The following is an 18,478-nucleotide window of genomic DNA, read 5'->3' as shown; positions in this document are numbered from 1 at the left end:
GACATGGCCACCCTCATTCTCGGCGCAGCCGGTGCCGCCATCGGCGGCTCGATCGGTGGCGCGATCCTCGGCGTCAGCGCGGCGACCATCGGCGGCTTCATCGGGTCCACCATCGGCTCGGTCGTCGACAGCTGGATCGTGTCCTCGCTCGCACCGACCCAGCGGATCGAAGGCGCGCGGCTCGATAGCTTGCGCATCACATCCTCGAGCGAGGGGGCGGTGATCCCGCGGCTCTACGGCCGGATGCGGATCGGCGGCAACATCATCTGGGCCACCGATTTCCGCGAGGAGACGAAGACCACCACGCAGGGCGGTGGCAAGGGCGGCGGGGGCGGCAAGGTCAAGACCACCGAGTATCTGTACTATGCGTCGTTCGCCGTCGCTTTGTGTGAAGGCCCGATCACCGGCATCGGGCGCGTATGGGCGGACGGCAAACCCATGGACCTCTCCGGCGTCACCTGGCGCTGGTATCCGGGCGACGAGGCGCAGGCGGCCGATCCGTTCATTTCGGCCAAGATGGGGGCGGCGAACACGCCCGCTTATCGCGGCACGGCCTATGTTGTTTTCGAGGAACTGGCGCTCTCGACCTACGGCAACCGCCTGCCGCAGCTGTCCTTCGAGGTGTTCCGGCCGCTCGCCGACCCTGACACCGCCGAGGGGCTGACCCGCGCCGTCACGATGATCCCGGCTTCGGGCGAGTTCACATATGCCACGCAGGCCATCCGCAAGTCCTCGAGCGGCGCGACGCAGGCCGAAAACCTGAACGCTCTGCCCGACACCGCCGACATGGTCGTGGCGCTAGACCGCCTGCAGGCCATGGCACCTGCTGTCGAGAGCGTCAGCCTCGCCGTGGCATGGTTCGGGGACGATCTGCGCGCTGGTTCCTGCAAGCTGCGTCCGGGCGTTGAGGTTGAGACCAAATCCACGACTCCAGTCGGCTGGTCGGTCAATGGCGTCAGCCGCGCCGATACCTTCCTCGTCAGTCGCGACGCCAAGGATCGCCCGGTCTATGGCGGCACGCCCGCCGACTTCGCGGTGGTGCAGGCGATCCGAGAGATGAAGGCGCGCGGGCTGCGCGTGACCTTCTATCCTTTCATCCTGATGGATGTCCCGCCCGGCAACACGCTGCCGAACCCGTATTCCGACAACGCCGCCGAGACGGGCCAGCCCACATTCCCCTGGCGCGGCCGGATCACCTGTTCGCCCGCGGCGGGCTATGCCGGGAGCGTGGACCAGACGGCCACGGCGTCGAGCCAGGTGTCGGCTTCTTCGGCAGCGCCAACCCTTCCGACTTCGCGATCTCGGGTGAGACCGTCTCCTGGACCGGCCCGTCCGGCGATTGGGGCCTACGCCGCATGATGCTGCACTACGCCCATCTCTGCGCGGTGGCGGGCGGGGTCGATGCCTTCCTGATCGGCTCGGAGATGCGCGGCCTGAGCACCATCCGCTCGGGTGCGAGCGCCTATCCTGCCGTCACCGCATTGAAGGCGCTCGCCACCGATGTGCGGGCCATTCTCGGGGCTGGCACGGCGATCGGCTACGCGGCCGACTGGTCGGAGTACTTCGGCCACCATCCGGGCGGCGGCAGCGGCAACGTCCATTTCCACCTCGACCCGCTCTGGTCGGACGCCAACATCGGTTTCGTCGGCATCGACAACTACATGCCGCTCTCCGACTGGCGCGACGGGTTCGGGCATGCGGACGCGGCTGAAGGCTGGCCCGCGATCTACGACCGGGCCTATCTGCAGGCGAACATCGCGGGCCGCGAAGGCTTCGACTGGTTTTATGCATCTGCGGCGGATCGGTCGGCGCAGGTGCGCACGCCAATCACGGACGGTGGCGCGGGCAAGCTATGGGTCTTCCGCTACAAGGATATGCGCAGCTGGTGGTCGAACGCGCATTACGACCGCCCGAGCGGCGTGGAGAGCGGCACGCCAACCGCATGGGTGCCGCAGTCAAAACCCATCCGCTTCACCGAACTCGGCTGTCCGGCCATCGACCGCGGCACCAACCAGCCGAACGTGTTCTTCGACCCAAAATCGTCGGAGAGCTTCACACCGTATTTCTCGCGGGGCTGGCGCGACGACACGATCCAGCGCGCGTATCTCGAGGCAACTTTCCTGTTCTGGGGTGAGGCCGCGAACAACCCACTGTCCTCGGTCTACGGCGGCCGGATGGTCAATGTGCCGGAATGCGCAGCCTGGACCTGGGACGCACGGCCGTACCCGTTCTTTCCCGAACTGACCGAAGTCTGGACCGACGGCCCCAACTGGCGGCTCGGCCATTGGCTGACCGGCCGCCTCGGGGCGGTGTCGCTCGCCGCGCTTGTGCGGCATCTCTGCCTGCGCGCGGGACTGCAGGGGGACCGCATCGACGTCACCGGCCTTTGGGGAGCGGTCGAGGGCTATGTGATCGGCGCGCTGGAAAGTCCGCGCGCCTCGATCACCACGCTGGCGCGGCATTTTGGCTTCGATGCCGTGGAGACCGAGGGCGTGATTCGCTTCGTCACGCGTGGGCGGGCGGCGGTGGCAAGCGTCACCCCCGACGATTTCGTCGCCGCGCGCGAGGGCGACGTTCTCGAACTGACCCGTGGCCAGGAGACAGAATTGCCCCAGGCCCTCAAATGGCAGGTGGCCCGCGCCGACGAGGATTACGAGGCGGCGCAGGTCGAGGCCCGGCGCATCACTGTCGACACGACGCGCATCGCCTCGGAGAGCTTCCCCATGGCGGTGCCGCCCGAGGAAGCGGAGCGTCGCTGCCGACGCGCGCTGATGGAAGCCTGGACCGGTCGCGAGAGCGCGGTGTTTCGCCTGCCGCCCTCGCGGCTCGCGCTTGACCCGACCGATGTGCTGACGCTCGCCCACGACGGCCGATCAATCCCGCTGCGGCTCATATCGATTGCCGATGCCGACGCGCGCGGCATCGAGGCGGTGCGCCAGGATCGGGAGGCCTACGACCTGCCGCCCGGCGCTCCGCGACCTTCGGTGCTGTCGCAGGCGGTCGTCTTCGGTGCGCCAGAAGCGGTCCTCCTTGATCTGCCGCAGCTGACCGAAGATCAGCCCGCGCATCGGCCTTTCGCGGCGGCGCACGCGGTTCCCTGGCCCGGCGAGATGGCGGTGTTCCGCAGCCCCTCGACGGATGGCTTCGAGCTGCTGACCACGTTCGGTAGTCGCGCCCGGATCGGGACGCTGGTCTCGGACCTCTACGCGGGGCCGACGTCGCGCTTCGACATCGGCAACGTGTTGGTAGTCGATCTGCTGACCGGCACGCTGGAAAGCGTCACGGACCTGACCCTGTTCGGCGTGGCGAACGCGCTGGCGGTGGAAACCGCGCCGGGGGTCTGGGAGATCGTGCAGGCGGGCGCGGCGGAACTCTTGGCGCCCGGTCGGTATCGGCTGACACGTCTCCTGCGTGGCCAGCGCGGTACGGAAGGTGCGATGGGTAACCCTGCGCCGGTTGGCGCCCGCGTCGTGGTGCTCGACGACAGCCTCGCCACGCTACCAATCGCCGAGCCCGATCTCGGCATCCCGTGGAACTGGCGCATCGGCCCGGCGAGCCGCCCCGTCAGCGACGAGACCTACGTCGCGCAGGCTTTCACGCCCGCGGGCGCCGGCCTGCGGCCGTTCTCCATCGCCCATGTCGAACAGCCGTGGCGTAGTCCGCGCATTCCCGGCGATCTGACGATCCGCTGGACGCGACGATCCCGCGCACTCGCCGCCGACAGCTGGGGCGGGCTGGAGGTGCCGCTAGCCGAGGAATTGGAAGCCTATGAGGTAGAGATCCTCGACGGCGCCACGGTGAAGCGGGTGCTGAGCACGGCCATCACCAGCGCGCTCTACACCGCGGCCCAGCAGACCGCCGATTGGGGCGCGCCGCTCGGCCCCGGCGATACGCTCGACATCCGCATCTACCAGCTCTCCGCCCGTGTCGGGCGGGGCGCGCCGAAAACCGTCACGCTCACGTTCTGAAGGCCATCCCATGTCCGACGCCACGACACATCTCCTGCTGCCCTACATCCTTGCAGCACAGGCCCAGAAGCACGTCAGCCATAACGAGGCGCTGCGGATCCTCGACGGGCTCGTGCAGCTCTCCGTCCTCGACCGGGACCCAACCGCACCGCCGGGAAGCCCCGCCGATGGCGACCGCTACATAGTCGCTTCGGGTGCCACTGGCGACTGGGCAGGCTGGGATCTGAACATCGCCCTCTGGACCGACGGCGCCTGGCTGCGGCTGCCGCCCCGGACCGGCTGGCGGACATGGGTCGAGGACGAGGCCATGCTGCTCGTCTGGACTGGGGCCGCCTGGGAGGTCGTGGGCGAGCCAAGCGACATCTCTGACGCCGTATTCAGCCTCGTCAACGACGCCGATCCCACGAAGAAGGCGGTCTTCTCGCTTTCGGGCATCTCCACCGGCACGACCCGCAGCTACACGTTTCCGAACACGTCTTCCGAACTGGCGATCCTCGCGGGCACCCAGACCTTCACCGGCAACAAGACCTTCTCGGGCACGCTGACGGCCTCCGGCACCGTCACGGTCTCGGGCGCAACCGCAACCATCGGCACGGCCACGGGCACCGCGACCTACGGGCTCGGCACCGGCGCGACGACCACCGGCCTCACCAAGACCGTGAACCTCGGCACCGGCGGTGCCTCGGGCTCGAATACGGTCGTCAATATCGGCTCGGCGAGCTCGGGCGCGAACGGAACGACGGTGGTTAACACGCCGACCGTGACCTTCGCCAACGCCGTCACGCAGGTCGGCATGCCCCAGGCGAACCTGACCGCCCAGCTTCTTGGCCTCGGCGGGGCGACGGCCGACAGCTACAACCGGCTGTCGGTCAACACGCCCGCAGTACTGCTGAACAACGCAGGTGCCGGGATCGAGGCAACGGTCAACAAGGCCGCAGCCGGGAACGACGCTGCCTTCGCCTTCAAGACCGGCTTTTCGGCCCGGGCGTTGATCGGACTTCTGGGCAGCGACGATTTCAGCGTCAAGGTCAGCCCGGACGCCATAGCCTTCTACGAGGCGATCCGCATCGACCGCACAACGGGCCGGGTCGAGATGCCCGAGCCCGTGGTGCTCCCGGCGCTCGACGCCGTGCCCACGCCGCCGCCGACCGGCAAGCTCGCCCTCTATGCCCGCGACCGCGCCGGGGCCGGATGGCTCGACGTCCAGCGCCCCTCCGGCCGTTTCTTTCCGCTGCAGCCGCATTTCGGGGTGAACCGGATCGCGACCTGGGCGCCGTCCACCGGCACGACCGTGAACACCGACGGTATGCCCCGCACCGCCGTCGGCACCGTCGCCACGCCGACGCTCGCCACCTCCAACCTTTCGACCTCGATGCGACGCTGGCGCGTGACCAGCGCCGCCACCGCCGATGCGGCAGCCGAGGAACGCTCGGCCGGCTGGGTCTGCTGGCGTGGCAACGCGGACGGGCTGGGCGGCTTCACCTATGTCAATCGGCTCTCGCTCGTCACCCTGCAGGTGACCGGCATGGGCTTCTTCGGCCTCTACGGATCGACGACAGCGCTGGCCACGACCCTGACTTTGTCGGCCGTGGTGAACTGTATCGGCATCGGCTTCCAGCGCGGCACCCACACGAACTGGCAACTTGTCCAGAACGACGCTTCCGGCGCGCCCACGCTCACCGATCGCGGTGCGAGTTTCCCTGTCGCGAGCACGACGAACGTCCTGACCCTGACGCTCCTCGCAGCCCCGAACAGCAGCGAGATCGGCGTCCGGGTGGTCGAGGAGGTAAGCGGGGCGGTGGTCGAGGTCATGCTCGACACCGATATCCCCGCCGCGACGCAACTCCTGAGCCCCAGGAACTTCATGAACAACGGCGCAACAACGGCGGCGGTCGCCTATGATTGCTCGGGGGTTTATGTGGAGACGGATTATTGAGCGTGTTCCGAACATCATCCTCTGTGCTCAGTAGTCGTGAAATATACCGGAACCATTGGCTCACCGCTGCGAAGCAGGCGGGCTACGCAAGTTTTGCTGAGTAGCCGCGCCGACACCGGGGGCGAGCAGTGCGCGGAGAAGTTGATGGCGGTTGGTCAGTGAAATTGTCGGCCGTACTGATCCAGAGCGCTGGCGCATCGCGACTTCGCGGACCAGACCCTTGGCGACAGGGCAAGCTTCAGCATGCGCATGCAGTCCCACCGCACCCTCCCCGTCGTTCGCATTGGCAAGACGACGAAAACCATCGCCGCCTGGGATAGGCGGTCGCTTAGACATCGTCGGCTCCCCGGCGGACAGCCAAGGCGGGGGGCTCCATGGAAAGCGGCTGGATGGATACCGCACTGGCGCGCTGGGCTGCGCTGGCCAGCGCATCGACCATCGCGCGGCGCATCGACAGGCCAAACGACAAGTGACGGGCACACTGAGAGTACTCGCGCAGTTCGCTCAGCAGGAGGCTATCGCGTACTGCGGCCGATACTACCTCATCTTCTCCAGGCATCTTGATGCTCCTTTCGTGTTCTAGGGCGGCGACATGAATGTAATCGGGGGCGCTGACGCGGTTTCCCGCATGTCCGTCTCCGGCTTGACGCGCGGATCGCGCGGCGAGCCGTCGTCTGCGGGGGCATCAGGCCTTCATGAAGCGCGGACGGCGCCCGAAAAACGGGGTGCGGAGTGCGACTGCGTGCCAGCCGTCTGCGTCCGAATTGCGGCCGGGATCGCTGTCGCGGCACATGCTGTCCCGGATCTGCGCCAACGGTGCGTAGTACCGGTCCTTGCGCTGGATGGCTTCGGCCGAGCGAGGCTGCGCGCGACTCTTTTGCGTCATACCGGAACGGCGCGCCTTGGCGGGTCGTACTGCTTTGGGTTGCTCCCGTTCGACACCGAGCACGCGTCGAAGGTCCGACACGCAGTTCAGGACGGCCCGCCAATCGCCGGTGCTGCCGGGGAACACGAAAACGAAAGGCTGGCCTAGGTAGTCGCCGACAAGGCGCGGGTGTTTGCCGCCGTGTTCTATCCGAGTGTTCGTCGCGCCCCAGTCACGTGCGCGCTGAGCGAGGGTCTTCCCGATATCGTCCGGCATGGCCGCCTCCTGAAGGTTGGCCCGCCATTTCCGGGGCGGGCTACTACTTCAATCGGGGGCGTCGTGCGGATTTCCCGCTTCTTCCATAGGCTACGCCATGAATTGGTTGATCTGAGAGACGAAATCTCTCAGCAGCGCGCAATCGTCAGGGTCTTGCAGGAGGTCTGCACCGACTGGTCCGACATCAAGGAAGCGGGCGACGTACTCTCGGGCGAAGTAGAGGTGCTTGCCAAAGTCGCCAGAGATCTCCAGTCCGTGCCCCAGTTGTCTCAGGTTCTCAGGGTCACGACCAGTCAGCGTGTTGATCCCGAGCGATCGGCAGCAAGAGAGCCATGACTGCAAGAGGGCCAACCTTGCCGAGTTGTCGGGCAACAGACGTAACGAGGCAAGCATGGCAGCCCAGCCCGTCTTGTGTCCGATGACTGCGCGGGCAAGTGCCGACCACTCGTTGGCGACGAAGCCATAGCTACCATTTGCAGTTGGGGGCCAATGCGGCCCTGGCTTCGTGCCCGCGAGGACTGGCCAGCGTTGCAGCCACTCGGGTCCTGCGTCTTTCACGAAGCGCCAGGCCGGCAGCACTTCCTGCACGGCAAGCACACGGATGAGCCGTAGGGCGGGAGCAACAGGCGCCCCGACAAGGCGCGCCGCTTTCTCGTCTGCGACGACATACCGCCAGAGGTTGCCAGAGGCTGTGTCTAGCTCTGACAGCCAGCGCTCCCGCCATTCCCCGCGCTTGGTCTTCTGGGCATGCGGCTGCATGTCCAGAACGCGTCGGCCGAAAGCCTGCGACGCTTCCTCGGTTACGCCGTATTCTGACCACCAGGTGTTCAGCGGCGCAGCGATCTGCTTCGGCTCGATGTCTTCGGGTCGAGCCTGGGTGAAATAGGCGATCCAGGGTTCGTCCCATGAATCCCGCCCGCTGCCGTCGGACCTGATCTTGCTCAGATTTGCGCGTGCCGCTGCGTATGCGTAGCGCGAACGCTGGACCAGAGTCAGAGTTTGGTTCGGGGTCGACCCCCGGTTGCCGTCCGACCAGAGCATACGCCAGCAATCCTGGGAGATCGGGAAGTCATCCAGGCCTTCGCGCCCTGCACCAAGTCCTTCAAGAAAACTAGGCTTCAAGATCTCGGTCACGGCAGTGTCGATGTAGGATCGGGCCGGTGCGAGGATTGGATCGTTCAGAGGCAACCCCAACATTCGTAGCGCAAAGAGCTGTCTAGACAGCAGGTGTCGCAGCCGTCTGCGCCACTCCGTCGGTGACAAATGCTCCTCTTTAAGGCGGGCAATCGCATTGTCCACCAAGGTTACGATCTCGGTGACCTTCTGCTCGATGGACGACTCGCGCTGTACCTCGTTCTTGAAGACCCGCCCCATGGTTTCGATGGTCAGGCCAACCACGAGCGACGGAGGTTCGTGCTGAAGAACGTCTTTCTGTGACTTCAGCAGCTCATGACAGAGCTCGACACTCTCCGCTCGGGTGGCGGTATTTACCCGCAGACGCTTGACGGTGTCCCAATCTGGCATCGTGCGCAGAAATGTCAGGAGCGCCTGCGAGTCCGTAACAGACGGCAACCCGTCGCGAGGCGCTATCAGACCTCTGAAACGCCAAGGCACGAGTCGAAAGGCCTGTTCAAGATGCCAAGTCGCCTCAAGGACGTTTTCCGGTTCTAGTTGCCTGTCACGGTTCGTGGCGATGCGCGCGCCCGCAGGACTGAGAATTGGGCAAAGGGAGAGCGCTGCTTGCCGATGCACAAGGGCTTGTCTCATCGGGTCTGCAGTAAGCGTGCCAGCGCCCACCAAACTGCGCCCCATTCGGGTCAGATAGATGACATTGCGCGTTATGGCTATCAGCCGTCGCCGCCTGAGGCCACTTAGCACCGCCTCATAGCTTGGCCAGTCAAGCTGATCGTCGCGGGCGGTGTCGAAGTTGGCCATGGAAAAACCCGAGTGACGGCTGCACCCAAACCTGAAGATAGCGAGGCACTCGAGCAGCTTTCGCTGTGTATCGGGCAACTCGATGTCGTCTAGAAGTGGTGCCTCGGCTATTGGCGCGTCCTCGCTCAAGACGACGATCACCCGAGTTTCAAGCTCCCGATCACCCTGCGAATACTTCTTTAGCGCCGCGTCCAAGTAGTCGAACTTGTTGTTTGTCCGAAGACGAGGGTTCAGCAAGTCGATGAACTGATGATGAAACTCTGACGGGAAGATCTGGTTCGTTCGCTCTGTTGCGAAACCTCGGTCGTCGAAAACGAACAGAAGGTCGGGGGCGGACTCCTCACAGATCTCGGGATCGGCGTGATGATTGCAGAGGAGGCGGGCAAGTAGATCCGCAGATTGAGGCAGATCAGCCCATTGAAACCTTTCCCACCAGACTTCGTCAGCGACAAGAATCTCTGCCAACGCCGTCCAGACCCTGGTTTCGGTGTCTCCCTCGGCCGTACGCAGCGTCACAACCCCTAAACCAGGTCCTCTGTAGTCGTTTCCAGTGCCGCTGCGAACCTGGTTGTCCTTCCACGCCGCCCATGCCCCAAGGGCCTCATCGACCGACGTGCCAGGTACGATTTTGCGGATGGTCTCGCGCGTGATGTGCTTGACGGTTCGGCCAGTGCGGGACTGCAACTCACTGTCCAGTCTTTCGAGACGTTGCTCCTCTTCGCTTCGCCACGGGTTTTCCTGGTAGGCCATGACATCAGACCGCTTCAGCCGACGCGACATCGTCCGGTCGCGCAGGGCATCACGCATGAACAACCTTCGCTGGGTTCGGCTAAACATCCTCTGGAACTCTGGGGTTCGCAGGAAATTAGTGCGGCGCCAGCCGGCAGGCTGCATAGCGTCTGCTGCGGCTCGTGCCGTAAGCGCGAAGTTGACCTCGATGGTCTTCCGAGAGCCTGCGACCCGAAGCCGACCGAGGAAATCCTTCAGTTCGCGTTTGATGCGCTCCTCTTTGGTCGACTCTTCAGGAAGATTGGAGACTTCTGGCTGAATGCCAGGATCAGCGCTCGCCGGCGAAACGCCGACTATATCGGCCGGATCGCTCTTCTTCTCGGCATCGTCATCGACTTCGTCGTCACTGAACGGGTCAGCGTCGTAGTAATCGCGGGAAACCCCTGGAACGATCGCCCGAGGAAAGCCTGCCCGGTTGGCGTACTCGAGCTTCGCCGCCACGCCCTCGACGATTCCGATCTCGTACTCGTTGTTCCTGTAGTTAACGGTACCCGTGCAGACGCCCATCGGCAGGTCGCCTGATGGTAGCATGAGCGACAACACGCACTGGACCCAGTAAGCTTCAGCACTGCGGTCTGAGACCGTGAAGAATTGTGTCTCTTCGTTCTGCCCTTGCCATTCCTTGTCGGAAACCTTGGACAAGACCGTGTCTACGATATCGCAGGCCGCGCGAAGATCGACGTTCAAGCTCGCCTTGAGCTTTTGTTCAGCCGCAACCGGATCGGCAAACCGAAGGCGGCCATTCTGACTGTTCCAGAGCTTCTTTGCGACGTCCAGACCGACATTGAATGCCTGCCACCAGTCAGCCGTGAAACCAAATAAGTAGCCGTTGATGTGCGCGGGCAGTCTTCCCTCTGGGGGGCGAAACCGTGGTTCCTTATGACCGCTCTCTTCCTTGCGTGAGAGTTTGTACTTGAACCAGATCTTCTGGCCACCGGGGTTGGGCCTGGGCTTCCAGTCCGATTTGCCATCCTCGATGACGAACAGCGATATCGGAAGGCTCAGTCCGCGCAAACGCGTTGACCTCGAACCACTCTGGCCGTCCTGTTCTGATGGCCCCTGCTCTGCCAGCAGGGGCCAACAGAACAGGCTGCTACGATAAGCCATGCAGATGCGGGTCCACCAGACCACAGCAACATCGCGTTGCTCAAAGGCACTGCTAAGGACAAGCTCGTGTAGCTCGTCCAAGTAATCGAGGCGATCACGGCTTTGAAGCGTCGTGTCGCGAACCTTTTGCAGGACTGCTTCGATTGCCTCGCGGCGAGGCGAGTCAGGGTGTTGAAGATCTCTGAGGATCCGTTTCACCCCCGGCACTGAAGCGGGAACGGCCCGATTGAGCCACGTCAGGAACCTCACGGCCGGCAGGTGGGGACGCTTGAGCAGGTAGACCGCATGGGAAATGAGCATGCGGTTCAGGTTGCGGGTGGCGACTGCGTCGCGTCGAGCCAGTTCGGCTTGAGCGACTTTTTTAGCTTCTTCTAGCGCTGCCGCGCACTCCGGAAGTCGCTCGAAACCCCAGAAACTCAGTTTCTCGGCATCGCAATAATCCCTGTCAATCGTGGTGACGAGAGCGAGCGTACTATCCGATACCAGCCCGTTCGAAAACCGGTCGATGGAGGCGGCGATGAATTCCGCAGCGGCAAGAGCCCGCGCTTCGAGGCTGATGTCAACTTCGCCCAACAGTGTAGCTGCGAAGGCGATCGACTGGTCGTGCAGCCACGACTTGCTCAGGATCTCAACTTCGCGAAAGGGTGGCACCGATTGGTCTTCGGCGATGGCGACACGATCATCCAAAGGCTTAGTCCCATTCCACAAAAGGCAGGAGCAGCCGGGCGTCGTGCGTTCCCTTTTTCTCGGCAGCCAGGATTGCGCTGAGCCTGCGCCCGACTTCAGCGGCCCTCGATACAACCGTGAAGGTGCGTTCGTCAGACGTAGGTGTCACATCGAAGCTGCGTAGAACGGGTGGCTGGAGCGGATCAGACTCGATAGAGACCATGTCGACCCAAATCATGCGAATGATTTTGAGAACAGGCCCTTCGTCGATATGCAAAGTAACGAGGAACGGCTTGGTCTTTGCTACGGAAAGAGTGAGCCAGATGTCTCCCTGTTTCCAGCTACGATAATCGGCGGGCGCCTTAGTCGCAGCGGCTATAGTCGCAGAAAGTACCTGCTTCGTCGTGCCAACATGGCCAAAACCAAGCGCAAGATTCCGTATCGCCAGACCGGCCCAATCGCTCACCGTGACGATCCCGGAAGACAAGCGATTACGCCAAGGCAAGGCGATAGGCGAATTTTCGGACGCCTTGTCTTCAAGGTCAAGCCCTTCATGTGCGCCCCACCACGGATCGTCGGCTGGGACTAGCTCTTCCATAAAATCGTCAAGCTCCAAGCCAAGCCGAGTCTCGAGAAACAAGCTCTTCAAACGCTCTTCCGCTTCATACTTTTCGAGGGATTTCTTCGTCATTTGTCCATTTCCGTCCTCTTTCCCTTGAACCCTCTGAGGCGAAGGCAGGGTATGACCGCGACTAATCACGGCTGAGTATCTTTCTCATCAGTTCGTGCACTTCCGGATTCTTGAAGTGTTCGTCCCATGCATCCTCAATCCGCTCCACTTTGCGAGGGTGAAGATCTACTGCGTCTGCAATGCGCCGACGAGGCCACTTTCCCTCCTCGGGAGGGTCGCCAACCTTACGCAGCAGGTAGATTCGTGCGTGAATCTTCGGCATGCCAAGACGCTCAACTGCAACGGCTAGAACATCGTTGAGGCTGAGGTCCAACCCGACGTACCAACTTGTGGAGTAGTAGTCGTCGAGATCCTCCTGCGGTCGATCAATGCCGTCCGCCAGGACTTTCTCTTCGTCTTTCCCGCGAGCGTGAATGCTGATGAGCGTGGCGGCAGTGCCAAGTTGCTCGATGTAAGATCGTCCCAGACTGCTCAGTCGAAGGCCATAGGGCACACCGTTAATCGACTTCCACATTTGTGCGGGATCAGCGACAGGAACCTTCTCGATGTATCGGCGCGCGAGGAGTTTTTCTAGGTCGCTCTCTCCTCCTCCTTCTCCCCTAGCCGTCAGCGCTAAGGTCAGCGGGGCCTTTGCTTCGTCGAGGGCCCAAACAGCGGAGCCCCGAGGGGCGGCGACACGGCGCACCTTCTTCATCTTTTTTCCCCCGAGTTTTTCGAGCCAGCGCCGCTCTTCGAGGGACATTCCGCTGCGCACCAGTGGGAAGACCGTCCCATCCTCCCGGCAAAGCAGCAAACGAAGCCAGATGGTCTCCGAGAGCGTGGTTTCCCTCGGCATGGCATTGTAATGCTTTCTCTGATGCTCTCGGAAAGTGTTGCGGACGATCCCCCAGAAATAACGGATGTTGCGGAGTTCGCGAATGCCCTTCTCAGAAACTTCTACCCGGAAGGACTCAGTATCAAAATATCTGCGCTGAACCGAGTTTAGGACATCGGAGGTAAACTTGTCAGGATCGAGCCTCTGATCTTTTTTGAGGCAATATGCGCGAAGAAACTCACTGTGGTATTTCTTCACTTCAGAAACAAAGGCTTGAACTTCCGACTCGGACGGAGGCTGCTCAGGCCTACCAGAGAAATCATTCATTGCTGTCATCCTATAAGTGCGGTTTGCAGTTTCTTTCGTAAGAGGCGACGCGCCATAAACGGCGCAGCTAGGGTTAAACGGGACCAACAGGCCTTTGGCAGCATCGCCGGAGTAGGCATGAAGGTCGTGCATCACCACGTCGGCCTTGTTCGTGGCCGCGGGCATGCGGACGTAGATTTTTTCGTACTCTTTGAGTCCGAACCTGTCGTCATCCACCACCAATGAGCGGTGGCGCGACCTGTTCGCATGATGTTCGTTGTGCTCTTGATCCGATCCTTTCTTGATGATGGCGCGATCCATGTCACACCCGTGGCGCAGACTATCACGGGCCTTACACGGGGCAAAACCCGAATGATCGAGTGGTGCTGGAGGGCTCTGTTCTACAGTCATGTTCCCGACGCCGCTTAAGTCAGTTGACACGGCCATGAAGGAGGCCGTGGCGAAACCGCACGTCGCAGGAACAGGCATCATCATCAATCGGCCCCCACGATGATGGCCGGCATGCTCATCTCGCCCATGACAAAGGCGGTGACGAACTGGCCCTCGACCGTCATGGGCTGCCCAGGGCTGGCCGGGTTGGCTTGGCCGACGACGAGGATCTCGCGTCCCGCCTCGTCCGTCAGGACGAAGCCCCCGAAGCCAGCGACGGCGATGCGCTGGCCGACCGTGCCCGTAACGCGGACCTGCTTGCGCTCCCACTGCCCGGGGTCGGCCTCGAGGGCCTCGATCGAGGCAGTGGTGGAGGGGCCGAGAGGCCCCTCCCTGAATCCGCCCGTCAGCAGCATCGCGACAAGGACGACGGCCGCGACGAAGAGGATGAGGCGAGCCATCACGCCGCCTCGCCCAGCTGCCGCAGGGCCGAATTGAACCGGGCCCGGAGGTTGGCCAGGATCTCGCGCGTGGTCTCGTGCACGCCGAGCACGATCTTGTCCGTGCTGTCGTTGATGCTCTTCACCAGCTGCTCGAACCGCTGCTGGCTCAGCTTGCCCGCGTCCAGGAGCCGCTGCGCCTCGGCGATCCGCTCGAGCTCGACCATGTAGGCGGCCTGCTCGCGCTGGGTCACGAGGCCCTCGAAGTTGCGCAGCGCGTCGTTGATCGTGTGGGTGATCTCGCGCTCGACGGCCTCGGTGTTGCGCAACGCGTCGGACAGCAGAAGCTTGCGGGCGAGGTCCTCGGCCAGGCCCACCGCCACCACGAAAGTCCTGTTCTTGGCAGCCATGCTCTCCTTCAGCGCCGACTCGGCCAGCTTGAGCGCCTCACGGCTACGCACGCCGCGCAAGCGCCAACGGGTATAGAGCGAACCGTCGGTCGCCAGCTGATCGATCGCGTTGGTGATCGAGGTGCTCATCTCGTCGTTCATGTTCAGCCTGTGCGGCGTCATCGACTTCTTCGGGTTCGTCGGGTCGTCGGTCATTTCGATCTCCATATGTCGACAGTTGCTTGGCTTCCCTTCGGGTTCCCTACGGTCCCGGAGGGCCGCAGGGCAGGACCGCCTTGTTGCGGCCGTGGATGGCGCACTGCCGCCATCTGTTGACGTAATCGGGCGTGCTCGATCGATTTCCCGCGGCGCTTAGAAGAAAGTTGTGCGCCTCGAGATCCGACATCTCGCCGCCGGGTCAGACGACCCGGCGGAGGAGCTTCTCAACGTTGGCGTTCACCTCGTTGTTGGCGGCGCGGCGCATCCACATGTCGTTGTGCATACGGCTCACCTTTTCGTCGGCTGCATGTTCGGCCGTTGCCTTCCGGGTCCGCGCCTCAAGCGTCTGCTCGATGGCATCAGCGATCGCCTGTTCCGACTTGGCCATCTTCTGGTGCATCCGCACATGGGCCGTCAGGTATTCGCCCAGAACGATCGTGCGGGGGGCAGGCATCATCGACAAGACGAGCACCGCGCCGAGGTCGAGGATCACCATGCACAAGAAGACAAGCTTGATGCGCATCGCCAGCCAGGCCGATTGGGCGGTCAGGTCGTCGAGGGCTTCACCATGCGCGATCAGACCTTCCGGAGGCGGCACATAGGCGGGATCGGCAGCCACGCTTACCTGGATGGCACGCTCGCGATCCTGGATCAGCGCGGAAAGCTCGCCGTCGACACGGGCACGTTCCGCCGCAATCTGGTTCAGCACGTTCTGGGCAGCCGCGGGCAGGCTTGCACCGGCATCGATCTCCCCGAGGCGCTGGAGAGCGATGTCGATTTCGGCGATCCGCGCCTCGATGGACTGGCGCTCCGCCTGCTTGAGCGCCGCCATCTCGTTGGCAAACGCATATGCGTCGCCTTCGCCCCTCACCGCATCGGCACCATCGCAGCGGGCCTGCCCAAGGCGTTCGGCGGCAGCGTCCTGATTGTAACAGGAGAGCGCGCGGTTAACCTCGCCGAGGTTGGCCAGAAGCGCCGCACGTTCGGTCGCCAGCGCTTCGAGTTGAGCGGCGACAGCCGTCTGCGCCATCATCGCGGCCTGACGTGCATCGGAAATGATCGCGGCGGCCTCGCCGTCGAGACGTTCGATCTCGTCGCGTTTGGCGGCGATCATGCCGTCGACCCGTTCGGCCGCGGCCATTGCCAAGGACCCGTTGATCTGGCGCGTCTCGTCTTGGAGGTAACGCGACGTATCCGCCCGGAAGAGCGCGATATCGAAGAAGCTTGCCAGCGTCAGAGACACGATCAGCGTGACGGCGACCCGCAGCAGCAGATGCATCGCCCTGGCCAACAGGGTTTCGTCAGCTTCGGCGGCGAACCCGAGCGTCTTCGCCAATTTGCGGCCCGCGTGCGACCAAATCCAGCGCAGCATGGCCCTGTCGATGGAGAAGATGATCATCCCCGCAAGGATGGCCCAAGGCAGGTGGACGAAGGCAAAGCTGCCCCGCGCGATGCCAAGGGCCACCCACCAGCCCAGCATGGACAGCAGGCTGATCAGGATCAGCGACAGGCCGGCAAGCCGCACGGTCTTGACTTCGTCGTCCGGCGCAGCCGCGAGTTCTTCATTGCTCGTCCCGGTAAGCCGAGCAGCGAGACGGCGCTCGAAGGTGAGCTTCCGGGGCGCGCCCGGTCCTTTGTCGTTCTGGCTTCCAACTTGAACGGTCATCCGTAGCCCTTTCCTCGAAACGGTTGCTTCGATGACGTGATCGGGGGGGTGGAGCAGATTTCCCGGAGTTGGTTACCGATCTTAAATGAATGGCTCGGGCCGGTGCCGAGCGAACGTCGAAGGTGAGACACCCCTCGCGCTTTGTCCCATGCCGACGTTGTGAAACGAAAGGGAGCCGCCTTTCGGCGGCTCCCCCGTCTTGGTAAAGCGGCGTCGTCAGTACTTGGTCGTGCGCGTATTGCCCTTCGGATCGGTCGTGGTGGTCGACGTCGCCTTCCAACCCGGGCCCATGATCGTGCGGGACAGGCCGCTGCCGGTCGCCTGGTAGCTGGTGGACTTGGTGTAGCCGCCGCTGCTCTCCGTCACAGTCTTGCCGGTGAACTTGCCGTTGGTGGAGTGGTAGCTGGTGCGCTTCGTCGTCATCGTGCTCCTTTCCGGGTTGAGCCGTGTTCAGTTCCGCTTCAGGTTCCGCTCGCCCGATAGGGCGAGCGGCAGGGTCGCGCTTTGGCGGCCGTCAGGTCGAGGGCGTTGTGCTACCGACCTGCACCCACGCAATCGGGCGAGTGTTTGGCTTTTCCCGGTGAGGCAGAAAAAACGTCGGCTTCGAGGCGAAGTACTGGGCCAAGGCCTAGCCCGGCCTTTTCGGGATTGAGTCAGGGTTCGTGGTGCCGCGAGCCATGGTGTAGCAAGGCGTCGATCTGGCGGCGCCAAAGCACAAGATTGGTGAGAGACAGTCCACTGCAGACGAACGCGTCATCTGGAAATAATGCACGTCAAAACAGGTGCTTAAGTGGAGAAGGTTGGACATCGGGCCCATCCCCTCCGCCACTTGCACATTGCAAACCCGAAAACAGGTCCCTCGCGGGGCCTTTTTCTTTATGTGCCAAAGGGGTTTGCAGGGACCATCCGCCCTTCGGAGACGGCCCAGCCACGCGAGATTGGTCTCCCAACGCCCACCGTCTCTTTCCACCCGCCCTCCGCTCTCGGCGAGACGGATTCAAAATCCCCATGTAATTCAGTGAACTGATGAGGTCGCGCTGCGCCCCTGTTTCGCTGGTTCCGGCCTGTCTCGAAGCAGGCGGAGACGCGACACGGGCGGCGTGGTCGTTGGTATGTCTTGGAAGTTTTGCGCGAAGTCTCTGATGACAAACGCAGTTTCTGCCCCTAGCCTGGCGCGATGTCGAACGGGGCCTGGACAGATCAAGAGAACGACCTGATCGTTGCGGATTACTTCGCGATGCTGGCCGACGACGTCTCTGGCCGCCCTTACAACAAGGCTGAGCACCGGCGTGGGCTTCTGCCGCTGTTGAACGATCGGTCCGAGGGATCGGTCGAGTTCAAGCACCAGAACATCAGCGCCGTGCTGAAGGGGCTGGGTGAGGACTGGATCCCGGGCTACAAGCCTGCCTTCAATTTCCAGATGACGCTGGTTGACGCCGTGGCGCGTTGGCTGGCGCTGAACCCGGCTTGGCTCGGTCGCCATTCGGGTACACGAGCGCCGACTGGCCTAGCGGAGGTCCGGCCGATCTGGATCGGGCCGCCGCCTACGCTGTCGAACCAGCCGCCGCCGCAGGAGTTGGAGCAGATGCTGCACATCGCCCGCAAATTCGATGTTGCGGCGAGAGACGAGCGAAACCGCGCCCTCGGCCGTGCCGGTGAGGAGCGCGTGCTGGCGCACGAACGTGCAACTCTGAAATCAGCAGGCCGCGACGACCTTGCGCGGAATGTCCGGTGGGTGTCGGAGGAGGATGGCGACGGAGCCGGCTACGATATCGCCAGCTTCGCGCTGGATGGTAGTCCGCGCCTGATCGAGGTGAAGACGACAAACGGCTGGGAGCGTACGCCGTTCCACATCAGCCGCAACGAACTGGCCGTGGCCGAGGCGCGGCGTTCGGAATGGTCCCTGTTCCGGCTCTGGAACTTCGCGCGCGAACCGAAGGCGTTCGAGCTGCACCCGCCGCTGGGCGCGCATGTTTCGCTGACCGCGACGACGTTTCAGGCGAGCCTTCACTGAGGCTTAT

The 18,478-nt window shown here is 63.2% G+C and carries 10 protein-coding genes and 1 pseudogene; 3 read left to right on the top strand and 8 right to left on the bottom strand.

The window, feature by feature from the left end; genetic code table 11:
• The first annotated feature begins 3 nt into the window (after positions 1-3).
• Together SPO_RS13845 and SPO_RS13840 are read left to right on the top strand one after the other, a co-directional pair.
• Positions 4-3,968, top strand: a pseudogene (locus SPO_RS13845) (baseplate multidomain protein megatron).
• 10 nt (positions 3,969-3,978) lie between these two features.
• Positions 3,979-5,904 carry a DUF2793 domain-containing protein gene (locus SPO_RS13840; RefSeq protein WP_011048428.1) on the top strand — a complete coding sequence of 642 codons (1,926 nt, stop codon included), beginning with the start codon at positions 3,979-3,981 and terminating at the stop codon, positions 5,902-5,904.
• A gap of 685 nt (positions 5,905-6,589) precedes the next feature.
• Here the strand turns inward: SPO_RS13840 and SPO_RS13830 are convergent.
• The 8 genes from SPO_RS13830 to SPO_RS13795 form a co-directional block, all read right to left on the bottom strand.
• Complete coding sequence (locus SPO_RS13830) at positions 6,590-7,045, bottom strand: hypothetical protein (protein ID WP_044028532.1); 456 nt, start codon at positions 7,043-7,045, stop codon at positions 6,590-6,592.
• Positions 7,046-7,135: 90 nt separating this feature from the next.
• The gene (locus tag SPO_RS13825; protein WP_044028530.1) at positions 7,136-11,563 is read right to left on the bottom strand and encodes a hypothetical protein; all 4,428 of its coding nucleotides are present in this window, start codon (positions 11,561-11,563) and stop codon (positions 7,136-7,138) included.
• A 4-nt stretch (positions 11,564-11,567) separates the two neighbouring features.
• Complete coding sequence (locus tag SPO_RS13820) at positions 11,568-12,233, bottom strand: hypothetical protein (RefSeq protein ID WP_030003235.1); 666 nt, start codon at positions 12,231-12,233, stop codon at positions 11,568-11,570.
• Positions 12,234-12,294: 61 nt separating this feature from the next.
• On the bottom strand, positions 12,295-13,674 hold the full coding sequence (locus SPO_RS13815; RefSeq protein WP_144084012.1) for a hypothetical protein: 1,380 nt from the start codon (positions 13,672-13,674) through the stop codon (positions 12,295-12,297).
• Positions 13,675-13,847: 173 nt separating this feature from the next.
• A complete protein-coding gene (locus SPO_RS13810; protein ID WP_044028523.1) occupies positions 13,848-14,204 on the bottom strand; it encodes a hypothetical protein in 357 nt (118 codons plus the stop codon).
• Complete coding sequence (locus tag SPO_RS13805) at positions 14,204-14,788, bottom strand: hypothetical protein (RefSeq protein WP_144084011.1); 585 nt, start codon at positions 14,786-14,788, stop codon at positions 14,204-14,206. Before SPO_RS13805 ends, SPO_RS13810 begins: the two co-directional genes overlap by 1 nt.
• Before the next feature lie 202 nt (positions 14,789-14,990).
• The gene (locus SPO_RS13800; RefSeq protein ID WP_044028521.1) at positions 14,991-16,457 is read right to left on the bottom strand and encodes a DUF4407 domain-containing protein; all 1,467 of its coding nucleotides are present in this window, start codon (positions 16,455-16,457) and stop codon (positions 14,991-14,993) included.
• Between the two features lie 216 nt (positions 16,458-16,673).
• Positions 16,674-16,880 (bottom strand): hypothetical protein, encoded by a 207-nt coding sequence (locus tag SPO_RS13795; RefSeq protein ID WP_044028519.1) that lies wholly within the window; start codon positions 16,878-16,880, stop codon positions 16,674-16,676.
• A gap of 754 nt (positions 16,881-17,634) precedes the next feature.
• On the opposite strand from SPO_RS13795, the gene SPO_RS13790 reads away from it, so the two are divergent.
• Complete coding sequence (locus SPO_RS13790) at positions 17,635-18,471, top strand: DUF3883 domain-containing protein (protein ID WP_011048421.1); 837 nt, start codon at positions 17,635-17,637, stop codon at positions 18,469-18,471.
• Positions 18,472-18,478 lie beyond the last annotated feature (7 nt).

The sequence above is a fragment of the Ruegeria pomeroyi DSS-3 genome (assembly GCF_000011965.2).
Classification (GTDB): domain Bacteria; phylum Pseudomonadota; class Alphaproteobacteria; order Rhodobacterales; family Rhodobacteraceae; genus Ruegeria_B; species Ruegeria_B pomeroyi.
This window is presented reverse-complemented; position numbering and strand designations above follow the sequence as displayed.